The organism is Actinomyces respiraculi (assembly GCF_014595995.2).
Lineage (GTDB): Bacteria > Actinomycetota > Actinomycetes > Actinomycetales > Actinomycetaceae > Actinomyces > Actinomyces respiraculi.
In genome coordinates this window covers 732,152-748,822 of record NZ_CP063989.1, presented here as the reverse complement: position 1 = coordinate 748,822, position 16,671 = coordinate 732,152, and the positions used below count along the sequence as shown (strand labels likewise).

Genomic DNA, 16,671 nt, shown 5'->3' with positions numbered 1-16,671 from the left:
CCATCCCCAGCGCGCGCAGCCAGTCGGCGCCGATGGTGCGGGCCTGACATGGGTCCTGAGTCGGCGGCTGCCGCTGGGGGCCGTGCTGTCGGCGGCCCGCCCGACCACCTACTTCACTCTCAGCCGTCCCGGAGGAACGGCCAACGCCCCCACCGCGGCCCGTCTGGCCGAGTACGCGCGCGGTCCCAGCCCGCCCGAGGGCTACGACCTCAGCTTCCTCGATCTGCTTGATTCCACCATCGCGCCCTGAGCGGCTGCGGGCGCCCCTCAGATCCTCTCCAGGGGCGCCAGGCGCAGGACGAGGCGCTTGGTGACCCGGGCGCCGTCGATCGTGAAGGTCACGTGCGCCGTCGTCGAGCGGCCCGAGCCCCCGAGCCGCTCGACCGTGCCGACGCCGTAACTCTTGTGACGCACCTGGTCCCCGGTCCGCAGGCCCGCGACCGCCTCCGGCAGGGTCTCCTGGTCCGACGTCGACGAACCGTCCAGGCGAGTGGGCACCGCCGCCCCGCGCCGGGCCCGGGCGGCCTCGCGCTTGGCCTGCACCCGGTCCTGGGAGGTCTCCACACGCCCCAGCCGACCCGAGCGCCCGCCGGCGCGCCCCGATCCGACGGCGGGGGCGAAGTCGTCGTCGGAGTAGTCCGCCGAGGCGCTGCCCCGGCGGTAGGAGCCCAGCCCGGAGCCGAAGCCCCCCTCGTCCCATGAGGCGCCCCAACCGGTCCCGCCCCCGCGCAACGCGTCCATGGAGGAGGCCAGCCGCTTCCAGTCCATGACCTCGGAGGGGATCTCGGACAGGAACCTCGACTCCGGCATCGCCTGGGCGGCACCCCACGCGGAGCGCACCGCCGCCCGTGTGACATACAGGCGTCGGCGGGCGCGGGTGAGGGCCACGTAGGCCAGGCGCCGCTCCTCGGCGAGCTCGGTCTCCTCCACCAGGGAGCGCGCGTGCGGGAGGGTGCCGTCCTCCATACCGGTGACGAAGACGACCGGGAACTCCAGGCCCTTGGCGGTATGGACGGTCATGAGGGTCACCTGCCCCTGCTCGGCGGCCTGGCGGGCCTCATCGTCGGCCAGGTCCGCGGCGTCGGGCAGCTGGTCGGCGTCCGCCACGAGGCTGACCCGCTCGAGGAAGTCCGCCAGTGCGCCGTCGGGGTTGGCGGCTTGGAAGTCGGTGGCGACGGCGTGCAGCTCGGCCAGGTTCTCGATGCGGCTGGCGTCCTGCGGGTCATCGGAGGCACGCAGCTCGGCGAGGTAGCCGGAGGCGTCGAGGGCGGAGTCGAGCAGGTCGGCCACACCGTCGCCCGCGGCGAGCTGGTGGCGCAGGCCCGCGAGCAGCTCGTGGAAGCGGGTCACCTGCGTGCGCGCCCGGGTGGTCAGGCCCTCGACGGCGGGCGGCTCGGTGCCGGGGGCGTCAAGGTCTCCGGCACCGGCCCCGGACTCGGCCGGACGCGGCGCCCCGGCGGCGTCGGCCACCGCCCGCCCGAAGGAGACGCCGTGGCGGGCGGCGTGCTCGGCCAGGGCGGCCTCCGCCTTGTCCCCCAGGCCCCGCTTGGGGACGTTGAGGACACGGCGCACGCTCACGTCGTCGTCGGGATTGTCCACCGCACGCAGGTAGGCGATGGCGTCCTTGACCTCACGGCGGTCGTAGAAGCGGGTGCCGCCGACCACCTTGTAGGGCTGCCCGGAGCGCAGGAAGGCCTCCTCCAGGGCGCGCGACTGCGCGTTGGTGCGGTAGAAGACGGCGACGTCGCGGGGCCGCACGCCTTCCTCGTCGGCGAGGCGGTCGATCTCCTGGCTGATCCAGCGGGCCTCGTCGTGCTCGGAGTCGGCGACGTAGCCGGTGACGGGGGCTCCCGCGCCCAAGTCGGTGAACAGCTCCTTCTTGCGGCGGCCAGTGTTGTGGCTGATGACGGCGTTGGCGGCGTCGAGGATGTTCTGGGTCGAGCGGTAGTTCTGCTGGAGCAGGATCGTGCGGGCGCTGGGGTAGTCCTGCTCGAACTCCTCGATGTTGCGGATGGTGGCGCCGCGGAAGGCGTAGATCGACTGGTCGGAGTCGCCCACGACCGTCAGCTCGCCCTGGGCGAGCGGCGAGGAGGCGCCCGAAGTGCCGGGCCCGCCGATGAGCTCGCGCACGAGCACGTACTGGGCGTGGTTGGTGTCCTGGTACTCGTCGACCAGGACGTGGCGGAAGCGACGTCGGTACATCTCGGCGATGGCGGGCCGGGTCTGCAAGAGCTGGACCGTGCGCATGATGAGGTCGTCGAAGTCCAGGGCGTTGGCGGCGGCCAGGCGCGCCTGGTAGGTGCGGTAGACCTCCACGAGGTGGCGCTCGAGCGGGTTGGAGGTGACGGCGCGCTCGGCGAAGGCGGCGGGGGTGACGAGCTCGTTCTTGAGGTCGGAGATCCGGTGGGCGAAGGTCTTGGGGGTGAAGCGCTTGGAGTCGATGCCGAGTTCGCGCACGACGAGCGTGATGAGGCGCTGGGAGTCGGCGGCGTCGTAGATGGAGAAGGTGGAGCGCAGTCCCAGGGCGTCGTGCTCGCGGCGCAGGATGCGCACGCAGGCGGAGTGGAAGGTTGAGACCCACATGCGCTCGGCGGCCGGGCCGATGAGGGAGGCGACGCGTTCGCGCATCTCGGCGGCGGCCTTGTTGGTGAAGGTGATGGCCAGGATCTCGCCCGGGCGCGCACGGCCGGTGGCGAGTAGGTAGGCGATGCGGTGGGTGAGGACCCGCGTCTTGCCACTTCCAGCCCCGGCGAGGATGAGCAGGGGGGTTCCGGCGTGGGTGACGGCCGCGGCCTGGGGTCCGTTGAGGCCGCGGGTGAGGGCGGCGGGATCGCCGACGGCGAGGCCCCGCCCCCGGCCGAAGCCGCCTCCCGCAGGACCTGGGTCCGGCGCTCCTGCCTGGGCGCGCGCGGCGGCAGCCCTGGCCTGGGCGCGGGCGACGAGGGCGGCGGTCTCGGCCTGGCGCTCCTCCCAGGTGTCGGCAACGGAGTCGTGCTCCTCGGCGGAGGGGGGCTCGGCGTCGGACTCGTAACTGGGCTCAGCAGGGGCCTCGGTGTCAAGCAGGGAGTCGGCCCAGCCGTCGTCGGCGTCGAAGGAGACCGGGGCGAGGGCCGGCAGGGCGGCCTCGGCCGGGGGCGTGGCGCCGCCCTTCTGGCCGGGCATGGGCAGGGAGCCGAAGAGGGAGTCCATCGCGTTCATACTGCGTCCAGCCTACTGGCGCCCACCGACGCGTTTCACGGGCGGGTCTCGACGACGGTGCGCGCCCGATCGCCGTCGGCCCCGTCGCCGTCGGGACCAGCCGATCTGTCTGCCAGACCTTCGCCCCATCTGCCTAGTAGAACCTCGCCCGGTCCGCCGTCGCACCGCAGAAACCGCGAAATTCCACGAAACCACCCACATGGGAAACGTTCTCACTAGGGGTGCGTGACACGCACCCCGCTCGTAGCCCCACTCTCACCGGCTCAGTGCCTAGCGCCGACACCACAAGGTGTCGGGAGTCAGGCAGCATACAGCTCCTCTGCCGTCGCAAGAGCAGCCAAGTACGGGTTCCGCATCGATTCCGCGATCACCACGTCGACGGGTTTCCCCGTCAAGCGGGCAAGGCCGCCCAGGAATCCCAGGTCATCAGCGAGCCGGTCAGCGCGCCCCGGGAGGAAGTCAACGAGGAAGTCCAGATCGCTGCTCGCAGGATCGAAACGATCCGTCGTGGCCGAGCCGAACAGGTGCAACCGCGCAGCGCCATGCTCCTGGCAGGCTCGCGCGAGAAGCGGCGCGCTTGGAAGAGGCGTCTCAGGACTCAGCATGGCGTGAGTGTCTCATCTGCCTCCCGGCCCTAAGACACCACCGCGACACCACTCCCAGGTGTCAACGACGGTCGCAAGGGGGACCGCTTCTGGCGGCTGAAAAGGAAGTGTCTGGTGTGCCTGCTCGAGGTGGGTGGTCGGCCGGTGCGCGGCCGCAGAACCCCGCGAGTTCAAGCCCGTAGCCCTCGAACTCCGCGCTGGCGGGGGCGGGCCGGGGCGAGTGCTGGGCGGACATGTGCGAGGTGCCGGTGGTTTCCGCTGCGTGGGCACCCGCTCGCCCGTCCCCGGCTCCGCCCCGCTCGGCCTCCACCAAGAGGGGGCTTGCACGCTCATGTGACTGGTGTGATTCGACGAATTCGGACTTTTCGTTGCTATTCCGCCATTTGAGCCGTTTCGCCGAAAACGGCCTTTTTGGCTCCCATGTGCGTGGAGGTTGCCCATGCACATGGGAGCCGAAGCACTCGAAAACGCCACTCGAAAAAACCGCGGGATCCTGCGGATTGCGACAGATGTCGAAAAGCGTGAGCGTGCAAGCCCTACCGCACAGGCCCCCGTGGCAACCACCACCACGCTACGGGACACACCCGCGAGGACGCCGAGGTCCCGATCATGTCCGCCGCATGGACACCCGCCCCGCCGTCGGCCCTGCGACCACCCAGGACGAGATACGGTCGGCCGCCGATCTCACAGGTGCTTGACAGCCTCGCGGCGGCTGAGGGCGGACAGGCCCGGGTGGGTCTCGACGAAGGCGCGCACCCAGTTCCCGTCGGTGCGGGCGTAGTCGCGCAGCGCCCAGCCGATGGCCTTGCGGATGAAGAACTCCGGATCCTCCTGGTTGGCCTCGATGACGTCAGTCAGGAGGCCCAGGTCGGTGTGCCCCTTGTGCTGGAGCTGGCAGATAATCGCGCTACGTCGCACCCACAGGTCGGGGTCGGCGGCCCAGGCGCGCATACGGGCGGCCGCCGCAGGGTGGGCGCGCACCACAAGACCCACAGCGTGGGAGGTCTCGTCGACGAGGTCCCACCACTGCCCCGTGCGCAGCAGGTGCTCATAGAGCACGAGGGACTCCATGCGGGCGGCGTACGCGGCCGAGTGCTTGGAGCGGATGATCGCCAGGACGGCGAAGCGCTCCTCGCGGTGGGTGGCGTCGTCCCACAGGCGGCGCAGCGCGGCCTCCCAGGTGGCGGCCTCGCGCCAGAGATCCGCGTGGGCGGCGGCGGTCGTCGTCGCAAGCCTGCGGGTGGCGGGGACGCCGACGCCGTACATGTCCATCTCGGACTTGAGGTAGGCGCGCTGCTGTTCGGCGCGGGCCGGGTCCCCCGCGGCGGCCAAGGCCTCGCGGAGGTCACGAACGAGGGCCCTCATCGCTTCCTCGGCCTCACCTGTGGGAGTCATAGCGCAAGTGTCTCAGATCCGGCGGAACCTGGGAGCGCTCCATCCCGCCCGCCGCGTTCCGCGTCAGGCCAGAAGCTATGGCCGCTTGCGCTCGGAGCGCGAGGGAAGGGCAGCGGCGACGGCGGCGAGGAGGTCGCGCACGTCGTCAGGGCGCTCGCGCAGGAGCACCGGATCCAACAGCCAATGGTCCTTGGCCTCGGGATACGGTGGTGCCAGGCGGGCGGTTCCGTCGAAGCGGCCGTCAGCGCCCGACCTTTTGATGTAGATGCCGCCGTCCCCGACCATCCCCAGGGGCTTGTTATCGATGTAGACCATCCAGGCGCCGAACATGGCGCGCGCCCGAGCATCCAGGGGCTGGAGGGCCTCGAGGAGCTCCTCGACCAGGGCCTTATCAGCCGCTTTGGCGGCAGCCTTGGCCACGGCGTCGGACAGGACACGGCCATCGGCACGCGCAGCCCCGCCTGCACCTCGCTCCTGCGTGGCTGCCATGCTGGTTCCTCCTCTGAGCGGCTACCATTCAACGAAACCACGGTAGACGCACAGAGTCACGGCGGGCTTGGATGAAACGGACAGGTCCGCGCCCGGCGCCCCGCATGCGTGGACTGGCCTGTGCCACCATGGTGGCGTGCTCACCGAGACTTCCCTGGGGCCCGGGGCGGTCGTGTGGCGGTCCCAGAACGGAGCCCCCACGAAGGTCCCCGCCGATGGCTGTGTCGACCTCATCGCCGACAGCGGGGCCGTATGGATATGCGGTCCGCAGACCCGCTGGTTGCGCTCCTCGGCGACCGGCGATCAGGGGATGCTCGGCTTGAGGCTGTCCGCGGGCACGGCCCTGCGGCTCCTGCCGGACTGCCTGCCGGAATTGCGGGACCAGTCCCTCAGCTTGGACTCGGTCGTCAGCGGGCCTCCGAACCTGCGCGACCTCATGCTGAGGGCGTGGGGGTCGGCGGCACCGCACGCAGAGCTCGCTCCCCTACGACCAGCATTGGACGCCCCTGAGCCGTGGTCCCTCCTGGTATCGAGGGCAGCAGCTGCGGGACTGCGGGCCTCGGAGGCGGCGCGTCGCCTGGGCTGCTCCGACAGGACGCTGCGCCGTCGGATGCTGAGCACCTTCGGCTACGGCTATGCGACGCTGCTGCGTATCCGGCGAGCCGAGCGCGCCCGGGCGCTCATCACCGTCGGCACTGACCTGGCACGGGCGCGGCCGAGGCGGGCTATGCCGATCAGGCCCATATGTGCCGGGACTTCACGAGCCTGGTGGGCGTGAGCCCGCGTCAGTGGGAGGGCAGGACGGCGAAAAGGTCAACGGCGTTGCCGTCGGGGGTCAGCGCGGTGGCGTAGCGCTGTCCCCAGAAGGCGTCCCAGGGTTCAACAACTCCCTCGTAGCCGACGGCGGTGAGCCTGGAGTAGAGGTCATCGACCGCCTCAGGGCTCTCCTGGCGAAAGGCCAGGGCGATGCGGTGCCCACCCGTGGGTAGGGCGTAGTCGGGGTGGAAGGAGCGGATGACGTGAGCGGAAGGCACTGCTCGCGCTGACGAAGGCGTTGAGACCATGCGGGGGCATCTGCCACACGGTGGCCGGAGTGAATCGCACTCGTCCCGAATACGGGCTCAGATAGCAAGCTCATACATGTCGCCGCGATAGAGCGCCACTGTACGCTCAAGGTTGTGCCCGCCTGAGACCTGGGCGGTGACAACCGTCTGCAGACACGGCTCAGTGGGCTCCACCTCAAGCAGTTTCGCCTCGAACTCGTCTGGGAGCCGGGAGGACACGACGACGCCGGTGCGCTCAATCTCGAGCCGGTACTGCCGCTCAATCAACTCGTACAACGACCCAGTGAGGTCATATCCGAGAATCTGGGGCACAATAGCCGCATTGAGGACAGCAGACTCGAACCCGATGGGAATCCCGTCCCCCAGGCGCACGCGCCGCACCTCGACGACGAATCCCCCCTCACCGACGGCAAAGAAGTCGCCCTCAGCCTCATCAATAGGCGGCCGCAACGTTGCCGAGACGAGCCGACTACTTGCTCGACGCCCCGAGGCCTGCAGCGCCTCGGTGAACGAGGCGGACACGCGAGCCACCTTGGTCACGCGAGAACGCGCTACGAAGGTACCCCTCCCGGGCACCCCACGAAGCACGCCGCTCTCCGTGAGCATCTGCAGCGCGCGACGCACCGTCATCGTTGAGGCGTTGAAGCGTCGAGCCATCTCCTTCTCGGTGGGCAGACGAGCCCCGGGTCCAGCCTCGGCCGCCATCGCCGCGATGGCCTCACGAATAAGCTCGTACTTATGCACAACGCCCCCCCCCCCCGCACGTGATCGAGCCGTTCCCCTCCGCCCGTCATGGGTGTACCATACGCATCAATCACCCTATGGTTGGAGACTATACCATAGGGTGATCCGCACGGCCGCGGTGACAGGCCTGCCATACGGGAGATCTCGATCCCCCGACCTCGCTCGAAACTAGCTCAAAGGAGAGTGAAATTTCATGCAGTCCCCACCACATCGGGACGACGTCGCCACCCCGCACAACGTCGCGGCACTGGATATCGGCGGTACCAAGATCAACGCCGCACTGGTGCGCATCAGTGGTACCGACGCTGAGATCATTGAGTCAGCAACAACTCCAACTGTCACCTCCGACGGTAGCGACGGCGTTCTAGCTGCGGCCATCCAGGTGACCAAGGAGGTACTCGCGAGCCATCCGGACATCACGATTGAGGCCATTGGCATGTCGGCGGGTGGTGTCATCGATTCCGCCCGCGGCGTCGTCACTCACGCCACCGACACCATCCCGGGATGGAAAGGAGCCGACCTCGCTGCGGCTTTCGCTGCCGAGTTCTCCGTCCCCTTCCGCGCCCTGAACGACGCGCACGCGCACGGCTTGGGGGAGGCTCTCTTCGGGGCAGGCCGCGATTACCACTCAATGATGATGGTGGCCGTCGGCACCGGAATCGGCGGCAGTATCGTGACCAACGGGAGCCTCCTCCAGGGCTCTCATGGAGCCGCCGGCCATCTTGGACACATCGGCGTCAGCGAGGCAGAGGGTCTGGAGTGCACCTGCGGGCGCACCGGCCACATCGAGGCCTTGGCCTCCGGACCGGGGATTCTACGCCTTGCCAAGAAGCTGAACGCCAGCGATGCGGTCACGAAGGATGGCAGATGCCTGGCCCGAGCCGCAGGTGAGGGTGACGCTGCCGCTCAGGAAGCATACCGAACCGCCGGATTCGCGACAGGCAGAGTCATTGGCAGCCTACTCAACACGATCGACGTCGACCTTGTCACTCTTGCCGGCGGCGTCACCGAGGCATACAGCGGATGGCTTGACGCAGTCAAGCAAGGCGTGGCCCATGACGCCATGGATGTCGTCGCCAGCACCCCCATCGCCACCGCCACCCGAGGCTCACAGGCAGCGCTGCTCGGCGCTGCAGCTTTCGCCCTGAGCTCTCCCATGTCTGACATCATCACGGAAGTGAAGGACGTCCGACCATGACATCGTCTGGAACTCGCAACGGCCACGTCATCTGGGCCGCGTCCATTATCGCCCTGGGCGGTCTGCTCTTCGGCTACGACACCGGCGTCATCTCCGGAGCGCTTCCTGCCATGAGCGACTACTTCGGGCTAACACCCTTCACGTCCGGCGTCGTCGTCTCCTCTCTCACTGTAGGAGCCGCACTGGGGGCGATGTCCTCCGGTCGTCTGTCCGACAAGTTCGGTCGCCGTCCTGTCCTGCTGGCAGCCTCGGCCGTGTTCGTCATCGGTTCACTCATGGCCGCCTTCGCAGTATCAGTACCGATCATGGTTGTCTCTCGAGTCATCCTCGGGTTGGCGGTCGGATGCGCCTCCAACATCGTCCCCGTTTTCATCTCCGAGCTCGCCCCCGCACATCTACGAGGCGGACTGGTCGGCCTCAACCAGCTGATGATCGTTTCCGGTATCATGCTCGCCTTCCTGTCGAACTATGCTCTGACCGGTATCAATCAGGACTGGCGCTGGATGATCGGTCTGGCGGTCGTCCCCTCCGTCCTCCTGGGTATCGGAGTCCTCAGCCTGGCGGAGTCGCCGCGCTGGCTCGCCGTCAACGGCCGTAGTGACGAGGCCCGGCGGGTGCTGGAGAAGTACCGCACGCCGGAGGAGGTTAAGACAGAGCTGGACGATATTCGATCCACAGACGAGCCCACCCAGTCCGATGGGTGGACGGCACTGCTCGACCCCCGGCTGCGTCGCGTTCTCATCGCAGGAGTCGGGCTGCAGATCCTGGGCCAGCTCACCGGCGTCAACGCCGTGGTCTACTACGCCCCGTCGATCTTTGAGAGTGCTGGGCTCGGTTCCTCGTCAGCACTTCTCGCCACGGTCGGAATTGGGGTCATCAACATCATCTTCACCGTTATCGGCATGGGACTGGTCGACAAGGTCGGCCGCACCAAGCTGCTCGCGGCGGGTGCCGCAGGACAAGCGATCTGCCTGGCCGTCTTCGCCTTCCTGCTCATGGGTGGGACCACGTCCGGCACAACCTCCTTCATTGGCGTCGCCTGCATCTTCCTCTACATCGCTGCCGTCGCCGTCGGGTTGGATATCGTTGTCTTCATCATTCCGTCCGAGCTGTATCCGCTGCGGATCCGCGCCACGGCGATGAGTTTGACCACCGGAGTGAACTGGACACTGAGCTTCATCGTCTCGCTGACCTTCCTCAGCCTCTTCGACGCGTTCGGCGGAGCGGGCACGTTCGGGATCTATGCCGTGGCGACCGCGCTGCTGGCCGTCTTCGCCCTCAAGGTCATCCCTGAGACACGCGGTAAGACACTGGAGGACATCGAGCGCGAGTATGTAAGGAGCGAAGCATGAGGGAAGCAACTGGGATCGCTTGTATCCGCACTATGAGAGCCGGAGCGCCTCAACTGTTCCTCAGTCACGGCGTCACCGACAACGCGGCATCACTCGCAGCCGCGCACCGGCACTGGCGGAGCGACTACGATGTCACATCGATTGATGCACGTGGACACGGCGTCTCCTCCCACTTCAGCCCCGCAGAGCTGAGTGATCCGATCGAGGTCATGGTCGAGGATCTCATCACCATCCTTGAGGGCCGCCAGCACGATACTGCACTGATTCTCATCGGCCACTCGATGGGTGGTGCGGTTTCCGCTGCCGCCGCCGCTCGCCGTCCGGATCTCGTCGACGCACTCGTGCTGGAGGATCCTGCCTGGCTCTCCGAGAGTCAGAGGACCGCTTACAGCAACGATGCGCCAGCACTGGCCACTCGCATGGCATGGATCTCAGATCACCCTGGCGAGGCGCTGACCGAGAACCGGAAGAACTACCCGGCGTGGGACGTTGAGGAGTCCTGCGCATGGTTGCAAGGCAAGATCCAAGTGGATCGAGACTTCGTGAGCACCGGCATCGTCTCCCCCAGCACCTCCTGGGCGGAGACGGCATCGGCCCTGGCCACGCCTACACTTCTCGTCACGTCCGACGGCGACGACGTCCTCATCGGGCCTTCCGGGCTGGAGAAGGTTGAGGCGCTCGGCAACACCAAGATTCGTACGGCCGTGGTTCCTGGCGCGTCGCACTGCGTACGCCGCGACCAGTCCGAGGGCTTCTATGCGGTCTGTGACTCGTTCCTGAAGGAGGTGGCGTCGTGACTCTCGACCCTACCCGACTTATTGATCCTGAAGTGTCTACAGCGGCCGCGGACGTTCCGCCGCAGACCACCTGGGATCCACTGGCGATGCGTGCAGCCGGGGCAGCGATCCTCGATCACGAGACCCCGGTCCCTGATGGGCTTACCCGCACGATTGTCACTGTACCGAGCGACGGCGAGGAGCTCGAACTGAGGGTTCACGCCCCACAGCACGGCGCAAACGCCGTCATCCTGTCTATTCATGGTGGTGGTTTCGTCGCCGGCCAGGCCAAGTATGACGACGCATGGAACGCGACTCTGGCTTTGCGTACCGGCGCAACAGTCGTGAGCCCGAACTATCGACTCGCTCCGGAGTCTTCTTTTCCAACTCCTCTCGAGGACTGCGTTGCAGCCTGGACATGGGTCATCACGCAGTATCCTGAAGCGACGTGGATCGCTTACGGCGACTCAGCCGGAGGAAACCTGACCGCGGGACTAACTCTTCGTTGCCGAGACACGGACGCCTCTATGCCGGACCATGTGTTCCTCATTGAGCCGGTTCTCGACGACCGTCTCAATACGGCTTCGATGCGGAACGCCACCAGCACGGCCGTATGGGACCTGCCGAACGCAACGGCTTCATGGTCAGCATATCTTGGCGATCATGAGCCGACGTCTCATGCGGCTCCCGCCAGGGAGGCCGATCTCTCAGGGTTTCCGCCGACGTTCCTTCTCGCGAACCAGTGCGATCCCCTCATGGATGAGGATCTCGCTTTTGCCAGGGCTTTGACTGAGGCGAATGTCCCAACCGAGGCAGTTCTGCTTCCCGGGACCTGCCATGGAATCCTTGGTCTCAACGGACCAGGGGTTGCCGAGCGGGCACGGGAGCTGGTTCTCGGACGACTGGCTGATCTCATTGACGCCAGGACATGAGTGACATCATCTAAGCGCTCCACGGAGGTCCCATCGTCTCCTGCCAGGCGGCACAGGCCTTCCAGCGCGGAGCCCTGGCTGTCACTGCCGGTACGTCAATCACGCTCCCGAGGTCAATCACCGGATGGTTCTGCAACGGGACCGCGGGCCCCACCGGAACGGTGGGAACAGGTGATAGTCGAGGGCGTTGATACACCCTCACCTCGGCGACCCGGTGGGCCCGCCAACACTGTTGGCGGGCCCACCTTCCACCATCTGTCCACGCCAGTTCAATCTGGCTCCTTGTTGTGCCTCGGGTTTGGTGGGGGCAGTGAACGCACGGAAGGATCGCTGTTGTGCGTGGTACCTGGGAGGTAGCCCGAGGGGCTGCGTGGGCGGGCTGGCCGGATGGCCGTTCAGGCTCGTCGGGATCCTGAGCGGGCCAAGGGGGGGGGCGGTCAGAAGGATCGGCGAGGAGCTGGGCGTGCACCCCGGGGGGCGCTGCGCGCCTGGGCCTGGAGGGCCGGGATCGACGCAGGCTCCAGGGGCGGGGACCACCAGCGCGCGCGCCGAGCGGATCAGACAGCTGGAGGCTGAGAACCGTGGGCTGCGGCGGGCCAACGCCATCTTGAGCAGCGCGTCGGCTTCTTTCGCGGCGCAGCCAGGCCGCCCATCGCGCTGATGTGCAAGCACATCGACTCCCACAGGTCAGTTCGGGGTCGAGCCGATCTGCCAGGCGCCCACCAGCGCCGGCGTCAAGATCGCCCCGAGCACCTACTACGCGGCCAGGTCCCGCCCACCCATCAGCAAGGGAGCAGACGCGACCAGACCCTCAAGGCCGGGGATCACAAGGGTCCACGCCGAGAGCTACGCGGCCCTGGGCGCGCGCAAGACGCACGCTGTGGCGGGCCGGCCCCCCCGGGGTCGCCGCGCGCCACGGGGCGGGTCTCAGGGGCGACGCCGACGATGGCGATAGGCCAGGGGTGTCGCCGCGCGCCACGGGGCCGGTCACGTGGCCCGCTGCACCATCGAGCCGCCGTGCGCGCCATGGGCCTGCACTCCACCCGCCGCGCCAAGGTCGCCCACCACGACCCGCTCCGCGCCCAAGGAGCAGTGCCCCGCGGACCTGGTGGACCGCCGCTTCAGCGCGTCCAGACCCAACGAGCTGTGAGTGGCCGACACCACCTGTGCGCGCACCATGGACGGGTGGGTGGTGCGCCTGCCCTCGTCACCGACGTCTGCCCGCGCCGGATCATCGGCTGGCAGACCACCCGCCAGCCCGCAAGACCGACCTGGCCCTTAACGCCCAGAGGACAACCATCTAGCAGCGCCAGCGCGAGAGGGGCCGGCCGGACGGGCCTGGTCCACCACTTGCGGCCGCGCGGCGCAGCACCGCGCCCACCGGCTACGGCCAGGCCCTGAGCCAGGCCGACGCCGTGGCCCCGGTCGGCCCCAAAAGGGGCGACTCCTTACGCAGGCGCCCTGGCCCATGCCCTGAACCCACTGTCGCAAGGGCCGAGCCCATCCGCAACCGCGCCCCCCACCAACCAACCCCAACCGGCAACCGCCAGCGCCAGACAAACCAGCCCCCACCAAACCCGGAGCTTGACAACGCGGTGGCGTAGCGCTGTCCCCAGAAGGCGTCCCAGGGTTCAACAACTCCCTCGTAGTCGGCGGTGGTGAGCCTGGAGTAGAGGCCGTCGACCGCCTCAGGGCTCTCCTGGCGGAAGGCCAGGGCGATGCGGCCATCTCACGGGTGACGATCCCGATGAATCCCAGTGTCAGTGCCAGGGGCAGAACGCTACATGGGCGGGGCAGAGCTCATCTTGGATGGAACGGCCTGACGCGGGCAACTGCATCCCACCTTGGGATTCAGTCGGATAGACTCATGTCATGAGCACTCAGATTGCTGTCCGACTGCCTGAGGACCTCGTCGCATTCCTCGATGAGGTTGTCGCCCAGGGTGAGGCGCCGAGTCGAGCCGCCGCCGTCGCCCGGGCGCTCGAGCGCGAGCGCCGGGAGCGAGCCGCGGCCGAGGACGCGCGCATCCTCGCGGAGCTCGGCCCACAGGATGACCTGGACGACCTCGTCGAGTGGAACGCCAGAGCCACCCGTTTCGAGGACTGACCCCATGCGGGAGATCGTGCTGGCGCACCTTGATAAGACACGCCCGGTGCTGGTTCTCACCCGTGATCGCGCGCGCGACGCCATGACGAAGGTGTCCGTCGCCCCCATCACCAGCACCGTCAAGGGCCTCAGCAGCGAGCTGCCCCTCGGCGCGCGCAACGGGCTCGACCACGAGTGCGTCGCCTCAATGGACAACATCACGACGCTGCCGTCACGGTGCCTCGGGCGCACCATCGGTTTCCTCACCGTCGATCAGGAACCGGCGCTTGCCCGGGCCCTCATCCTCGCTTTCGATCTCGATATTCCCCTCACGGGCCGCACCTAACCTCAGGCCACGCCTGACCTGCGCGGGCAACCCGACGGACGTACCCACACCCGCACCCACACCCGTGCGAGGCTTGACCCCATGAGCAGCCGGTCCGACGCCGTCGTCCGCAAGCCCGACTCCTTCGCCGGGGCCACCCGCCTGGAGGCGCAGGGTCTGGAGTGGCTGGCCGAGGCCATGCCCGACGGCGGCGCGCACGTCGTGCCGGTGAGAGTCGGCGAGGGCTGGATCGAGGAGCCCCGTCTGAGCGCCGGGCGGGTGACACCCGGCGCGGCTCGGGCCTTCGGGCGGGCGCTGGCGGTCACGCACGCCGCCGGGGCGCCTGCCTTCGGGGCGGCCCCTCCCGGTTGGGACGGGCGCACCCGCATGGGGCGCTCCGACATTCGCCTGCGCCCGCACGCCCCCGAGGCACCGCGGGACGAGCCCCGCCCCTGGGGCGTGTTCTACGCCGAGGACCGCATCGCGCCCTACATCGGCCCGGGTCGGGACGACGGTTCACTCACCCGCAGCGAGGCCGGGCTCATCGAGCGGGTCTGTGCTCGTCTGGCCGACGGCGACTTCGATGCCCCGCAGCCCGCGCTCACCCGCCGCCGGGCCGAGCAGCGTGGGCAGCACATCGCCGTCGCCCGCACCCACGGGGACCTGTGGACCGGCAACGTCCTGTGGGTGCCGGCCGCCGAGGTGGCCTCCTGGGCGCCCGCCTCAGCGGGTCGTGGCCCGCAGGGCGAGCACGGCGCCGATGAACAGCCGGGTGCCCCCACAGGGCCGTGGACCGACGTCGACGTCGTCGGCGTGCTCATCGACCCGATGGCGCACGGCGCCCACGCCGAGACGGACCTGGCGGCGCTGGGGGTCTTCGGCCAGCGGCACCTGGAGCAGGTCTACGCCGGTTACGACGAGGTCTCCGCCCTGGCCGACGGCTGGCAGGAGAGGGTGGGGTTGCACCAGCTGCACATGCTCATGATCCACGTCTTCCTCTTCGGAGGCGGCTACGGCCCCCAAGCGGCCGCAATCGCACGCCGCTACGCCTGACGTCCAGTGCTGAGTGCCGGCGCCAGCGCTCAGCGCACGGCCCGCAGGTAGCGGTCCCGGACGGTGAGGTCGCGTCCCGTGGCGACCTCGCTGAAGCCGACGGCCAGCGCCGCCTCGCGCAGTGCCGGGTCGGGGGGGGGGACGGGTCTGGTTGATGTCGAACATGAGCTCCCGGCAACGTGCGTATTCGACCCGCACGATGTCGGTGTACTCCTGCTCGAACAGGTCTACATCGTCGCCGTCACGCAGACGGTCCCAGATGTCCTTATGCGGCATACGAGTGTTCCGCCGTCACTTGCCACGTCGGGCGAGGTCGTCCTGGACGCGCTGCGGCTCCTGGGCCAGCGGCACGTTGTTGGTGTCGAGCACGCCGTCGAGGCCGCCGACCTCGTCCGCGCGCGTCGCGGCGAACAGGGCCTCGAAGTCGGTGACGGGGGCTCCGGCCCTGCTGAAGATCTCCACGGTGCGGCGGGCGCCGGAGGGGTTGAGCGCTCCCTCCAGGAGCACCTGGGCGATGTGGCGCCGGTCGACTCCGGGCTGCCCGGTGACCAGGTCGCCCTGCCGCAGGTCGATCTGGTGGTCGGCGGGACCCTGGTAGTCGAACCAGCCGGGGCGCACGATTGTGTAGGGGTGGCCGGAGGCGCGCACGAGCCGCTCGGCGCGGCGCTTCCACTCCACGAACTCGTAGTTGCTGGCGCTGGCGCCGGCGGAGTGGCTTGTGTTCATCGCCGTCATGAGGCTGATGTGGGTGTCGCAGTCCCCGAGCGCCTCCAGCAGCGCCGGGATGACGGCGTAGAAGTTGTTCTCGCCGTCACTGTCGCCGCCGTGGGTGAGGATGACGGCGTCCACGTCCGCGACGAGCGGACGCAGCGCGTCGGCCTCGGCGGGCGCCGCCTCGACGATCTCGACGCCGTCAGGCAGGGATCGGCGCGCCCGCTGGGCGTTGCGGGTCTGGGCCTTGACGGTGTGGCCGCGTTGGAGGGCCTCGTCGACGACGACGCGTCCGACTTTTCCGGTTGATCCGATCACCAGGACAGTGGTCATGTGGCAGCTCCGTTCAGAAGGGTTCGGCTGGGTAGCGACGGCGGTACTGATCGATCACGCGGGTCAGCCGTCGTCCGCTGCGCAAGAAGTCTGCCCGGTGGCCGCGGAGTCAGCCAGGGCCCGCCGGTACCCCGATGCCAGGGCCGGTCGACGCGTCACCGTCTGAATGCGCTGGGGCAGTGGCCGGTACCCCGATGCCAGGGCCGGTCTGCTTCGGCGTGGCGACTCGGGCGAGGACGTGGAACTGACGTGCACTCCTGGTCGCCTGCTGGCACAGGACTGCGATCCCCCTGTCGGGCTGGGTACCAGGGCACTGCGCCAGGACGGGCGAGCACCCACCGGCGCCGTCGCCCACTCCTCACACCGCACTCGCTCGCACCTTCCCACATCCCGGCTTGTCACACCATATCC

The 16,671-nt window shown here is 68.6% G+C and carries 16 protein-coding genes; 9 read left to right on the top strand and 7 right to left on the bottom strand.

Annotated elements, in window-relative coordinates:
- Positions 1 to 82: 82 nt before the first annotated feature.
- Positions 83 to 250, top strand: coding sequence for a hypothetical protein (locus ID810_RS03080; RefSeq protein ID WP_166855207.1), 168 nt, complete (start codon positions 83 to 85; stop codon positions 248 to 250).
- A gap of 17 nt (positions 251 to 267) precedes the next feature.
- On the opposite strand, the gene ID810_RS03075 is transcribed toward ID810_RS03080, so the two are convergent.
- From ID810_RS03075 to ID810_RS03060, 4 genes are all read right to left on the bottom strand, one after another.
- On the bottom strand, positions 268 to 3,198 hold the full coding sequence (locus ID810_RS03075; RefSeq protein WP_166855208.1) for an ATP-dependent helicase: 2,931 nt from the start codon (positions 3,196 to 3,198) through the stop codon (positions 268 to 270).
- Positions 3,199 to 3,497: 299 nt separating this feature from the next.
- Positions 3,498 to 3,803: a nucleotidyltransferase family protein gene (locus ID810_RS03070; protein ID WP_166855209.1), complete on the bottom strand. Its 306-nt coding sequence runs from the start codon at positions 3,801 to 3,803 to the stop codon at positions 3,498 to 3,500.
- 684 nt (positions 3,804 to 4,487) lie between these two features.
- Positions 4,488 to 5,198, bottom strand: a complete 711-nt coding sequence (locus ID810_RS03065; protein WP_166855210.1) for a DNA alkylation repair protein — start codon at positions 5,196 to 5,198, stop codon at positions 4,488 to 4,490.
- Between the two features lie 75 nt (positions 5,199 to 5,273).
- Complete coding sequence (locus ID810_RS03060) at positions 5,274 to 5,687, bottom strand: TfoX/Sxy family protein (protein ID WP_166855211.1); 414 nt, start codon at positions 5,685 to 5,687, stop codon at positions 5,274 to 5,276.
- A gap of 136 nt (positions 5,688 to 5,823) precedes the next feature.
- On the opposite strand from ID810_RS03060, the gene ID810_RS03055 reads away from it, so the two are divergent.
- Positions 5,824 to 6,465: a DUF6597 domain-containing transcriptional factor gene (locus tag ID810_RS03055; RefSeq protein WP_195858799.1), complete on the top strand. Its 642-nt coding sequence runs from the start codon at positions 5,824 to 5,826 to the stop codon at positions 6,463 to 6,465.
- 7 nt (positions 6,466 to 6,472) lie between these two features.
- On the opposite strand, the gene ID810_RS03050 is transcribed toward ID810_RS03055, so the two are convergent.
- Positions 6,473 to 6,721, bottom strand: a complete 249-nt coding sequence (locus ID810_RS03050; protein ID WP_235931575.1) for a VOC family protein — start codon at positions 6,719 to 6,721, stop codon at positions 6,473 to 6,475.
- Positions 6,722 to 6,808: 87 nt separating this feature from the next.
- Positions 6,809 to 7,495, bottom strand: coding sequence for a GntR family transcriptional regulator (locus ID810_RS03045; protein WP_166855213.1), 687 nt, complete (start codon positions 7,493 to 7,495; stop codon positions 6,809 to 6,811).
- Positions 7,496 to 7,688: 193 nt separating this feature from the next.
- Between ID810_RS03045 and ID810_RS03040 the strand changes: the two genes are divergently transcribed.
- The 7 genes from ID810_RS03040 (at position 7,689) to ID810_RS03010 (ending at position 15,216) form a co-directional block, all read left to right on the top strand.
- Positions 7,689 to 8,693, top strand: coding sequence for an ROK family protein (locus ID810_RS03040; RefSeq protein WP_166855214.1), 1,005 nt, complete (start codon positions 7,689 to 7,691; stop codon positions 8,691 to 8,693).
- Positions 8,690 to 10,045: a sugar porter family MFS transporter gene (locus tag ID810_RS03035; RefSeq protein ID WP_166855215.1), complete on the top strand. Its 1,356-nt coding sequence runs from the start codon at positions 8,690 to 8,692 to the stop codon at positions 10,043 to 10,045. The genes ID810_RS03040 and ID810_RS03035 overlap by 4 nt, the downstream gene beginning before the upstream one ends.
- On the top strand, positions 10,042 to 10,842 hold the full coding sequence (locus tag ID810_RS03030) for an alpha/beta fold hydrolase (protein WP_166855216.1): 801 nt from the start codon (positions 10,042 to 10,044) through the stop codon (positions 10,840 to 10,842). Before ID810_RS03035 ends, ID810_RS03030 begins: the two co-directional genes overlap by 4 nt.
- On the top strand, positions 10,839 to 11,753 hold the full coding sequence (locus tag ID810_RS03025) for an alpha/beta hydrolase (RefSeq protein ID WP_166855217.1): 915 nt from the start codon (positions 10,839 to 10,841) through the stop codon (positions 11,751 to 11,753). Before ID810_RS03030 ends, ID810_RS03025 begins: the two co-directional genes overlap by 4 nt.
- A 1,872-nt stretch (positions 11,754 to 13,625) precedes the next feature.
- On the top strand, positions 13,626 to 13,859 hold the full coding sequence (locus tag ID810_RS03020) for a ribbon-helix-helix domain-containing protein (protein WP_166855218.1): 234 nt from the start codon (positions 13,626 to 13,628) through the stop codon (positions 13,857 to 13,859).
- A gap of 4 nt (positions 13,860 to 13,863) precedes the next feature.
- Positions 13,864 to 14,184, top strand: a complete 321-nt coding sequence (locus tag ID810_RS03015) for a type II toxin-antitoxin system PemK/MazF family toxin (RefSeq protein ID WP_166855219.1) — start codon at positions 13,864 to 13,866, stop codon at positions 14,182 to 14,184.
- 81 nt (positions 14,185 to 14,265) lie between these two features.
- The gene (locus ID810_RS03010; RefSeq protein WP_166855220.1) at positions 14,266 to 15,216 is read left to right on the top strand and encodes a fructosamine kinase family protein; all 951 of its coding nucleotides are present in this window, start codon (positions 14,266 to 14,268) and stop codon (positions 15,214 to 15,216) included.
- A 291-nt stretch (positions 15,217 to 15,507) separates the two neighbouring features.
- On the opposite strand, the gene ID810_RS03005 is transcribed toward ID810_RS03010, so the two are convergent.
- Positions 15,508 to 16,260, bottom strand: a complete 753-nt coding sequence (locus ID810_RS03005) for an NAD(P)H-binding protein (RefSeq protein WP_166855221.1) — start codon at positions 16,258 to 16,260, stop codon at positions 15,508 to 15,510.
- Between the last annotated feature and the right edge of the window lie 411 nt (positions 16,261 to 16,671).

What these genes read in the sequence shown, in the direction of transcription:
- ID810_RS03015 (WP_166855219.1), top strand. Translation starts at nt 13,864, where the DNA reads ATGCGGGAGATCGTGCTGGCGCACCTTGATAAGACACGCCCGGTGCTG.
- ID810_RS03020 (WP_166855218.1), top strand. Translation starts at nt 13,626, where the DNA reads ATGAGCACTCAGATTGCTGTCCGACTGCCTGAGGACCTCGTCGCATTC.
- ID810_RS03065 (WP_166855210.1), bottom strand. Translation starts at nt 5,198, where the DNA reads ATGACTCCCACAGGTGAGGCCGAGGAAGCGATGAGGGCCCTCGTTCGT.
- ID810_RS03035 (WP_166855215.1), top strand. Translation starts at nt 8,690, where the DNA reads ATGACATCGTCTGGAACTCGCAACGGCCACGTCATCTGGGCCGCGTCC.
- ID810_RS03070 (WP_166855209.1), bottom strand. Translation starts at nt 3,803, where the DNA reads ATGCTGAGTCCTGAGACGCCTCTTCCAAGCGCGCCGCTTCTCGCGCGA.
- ID810_RS03005 (WP_166855221.1), bottom strand. Translation starts at nt 16,260, where the DNA reads ATGACCACTGTCCTGGTGATCGGATCAACCGGAAAAGTCGGACGCGTC.
- ID810_RS03075 (WP_166855208.1), bottom strand. Translation starts at nt 3,198, where the DNA reads ATGAACGCGATGGACTCCCTCTTCGGCTCCCTGCCCATGCCCGGCCAG.
- ID810_RS03030 (WP_166855216.1), top strand. Translation starts at nt 10,042, where the DNA reads ATGAGGGAAGCAACTGGGATCGCTTGTATCCGCACTATGAGAGCCGGA.
- ID810_RS03040 (WP_166855214.1), top strand. Translation starts at nt 7,689, where the DNA reads ATGCAGTCCCCACCACATCGGGACGACGTCGCCACCCCGCACAACGTC.
- ID810_RS03060 (WP_166855211.1), bottom strand. Translation starts at nt 5,687, where the DNA reads ATGGCAGCCACGCAGGAGCGAGGTGCAGGCGGGGCTGCGCGTGCCGAT.
- ID810_RS03010 (WP_166855220.1), top strand. Translation starts at nt 14,266, where the DNA reads ATGAGCAGCCGGTCCGACGCCGTCGTCCGCAAGCCCGACTCCTTCGCC.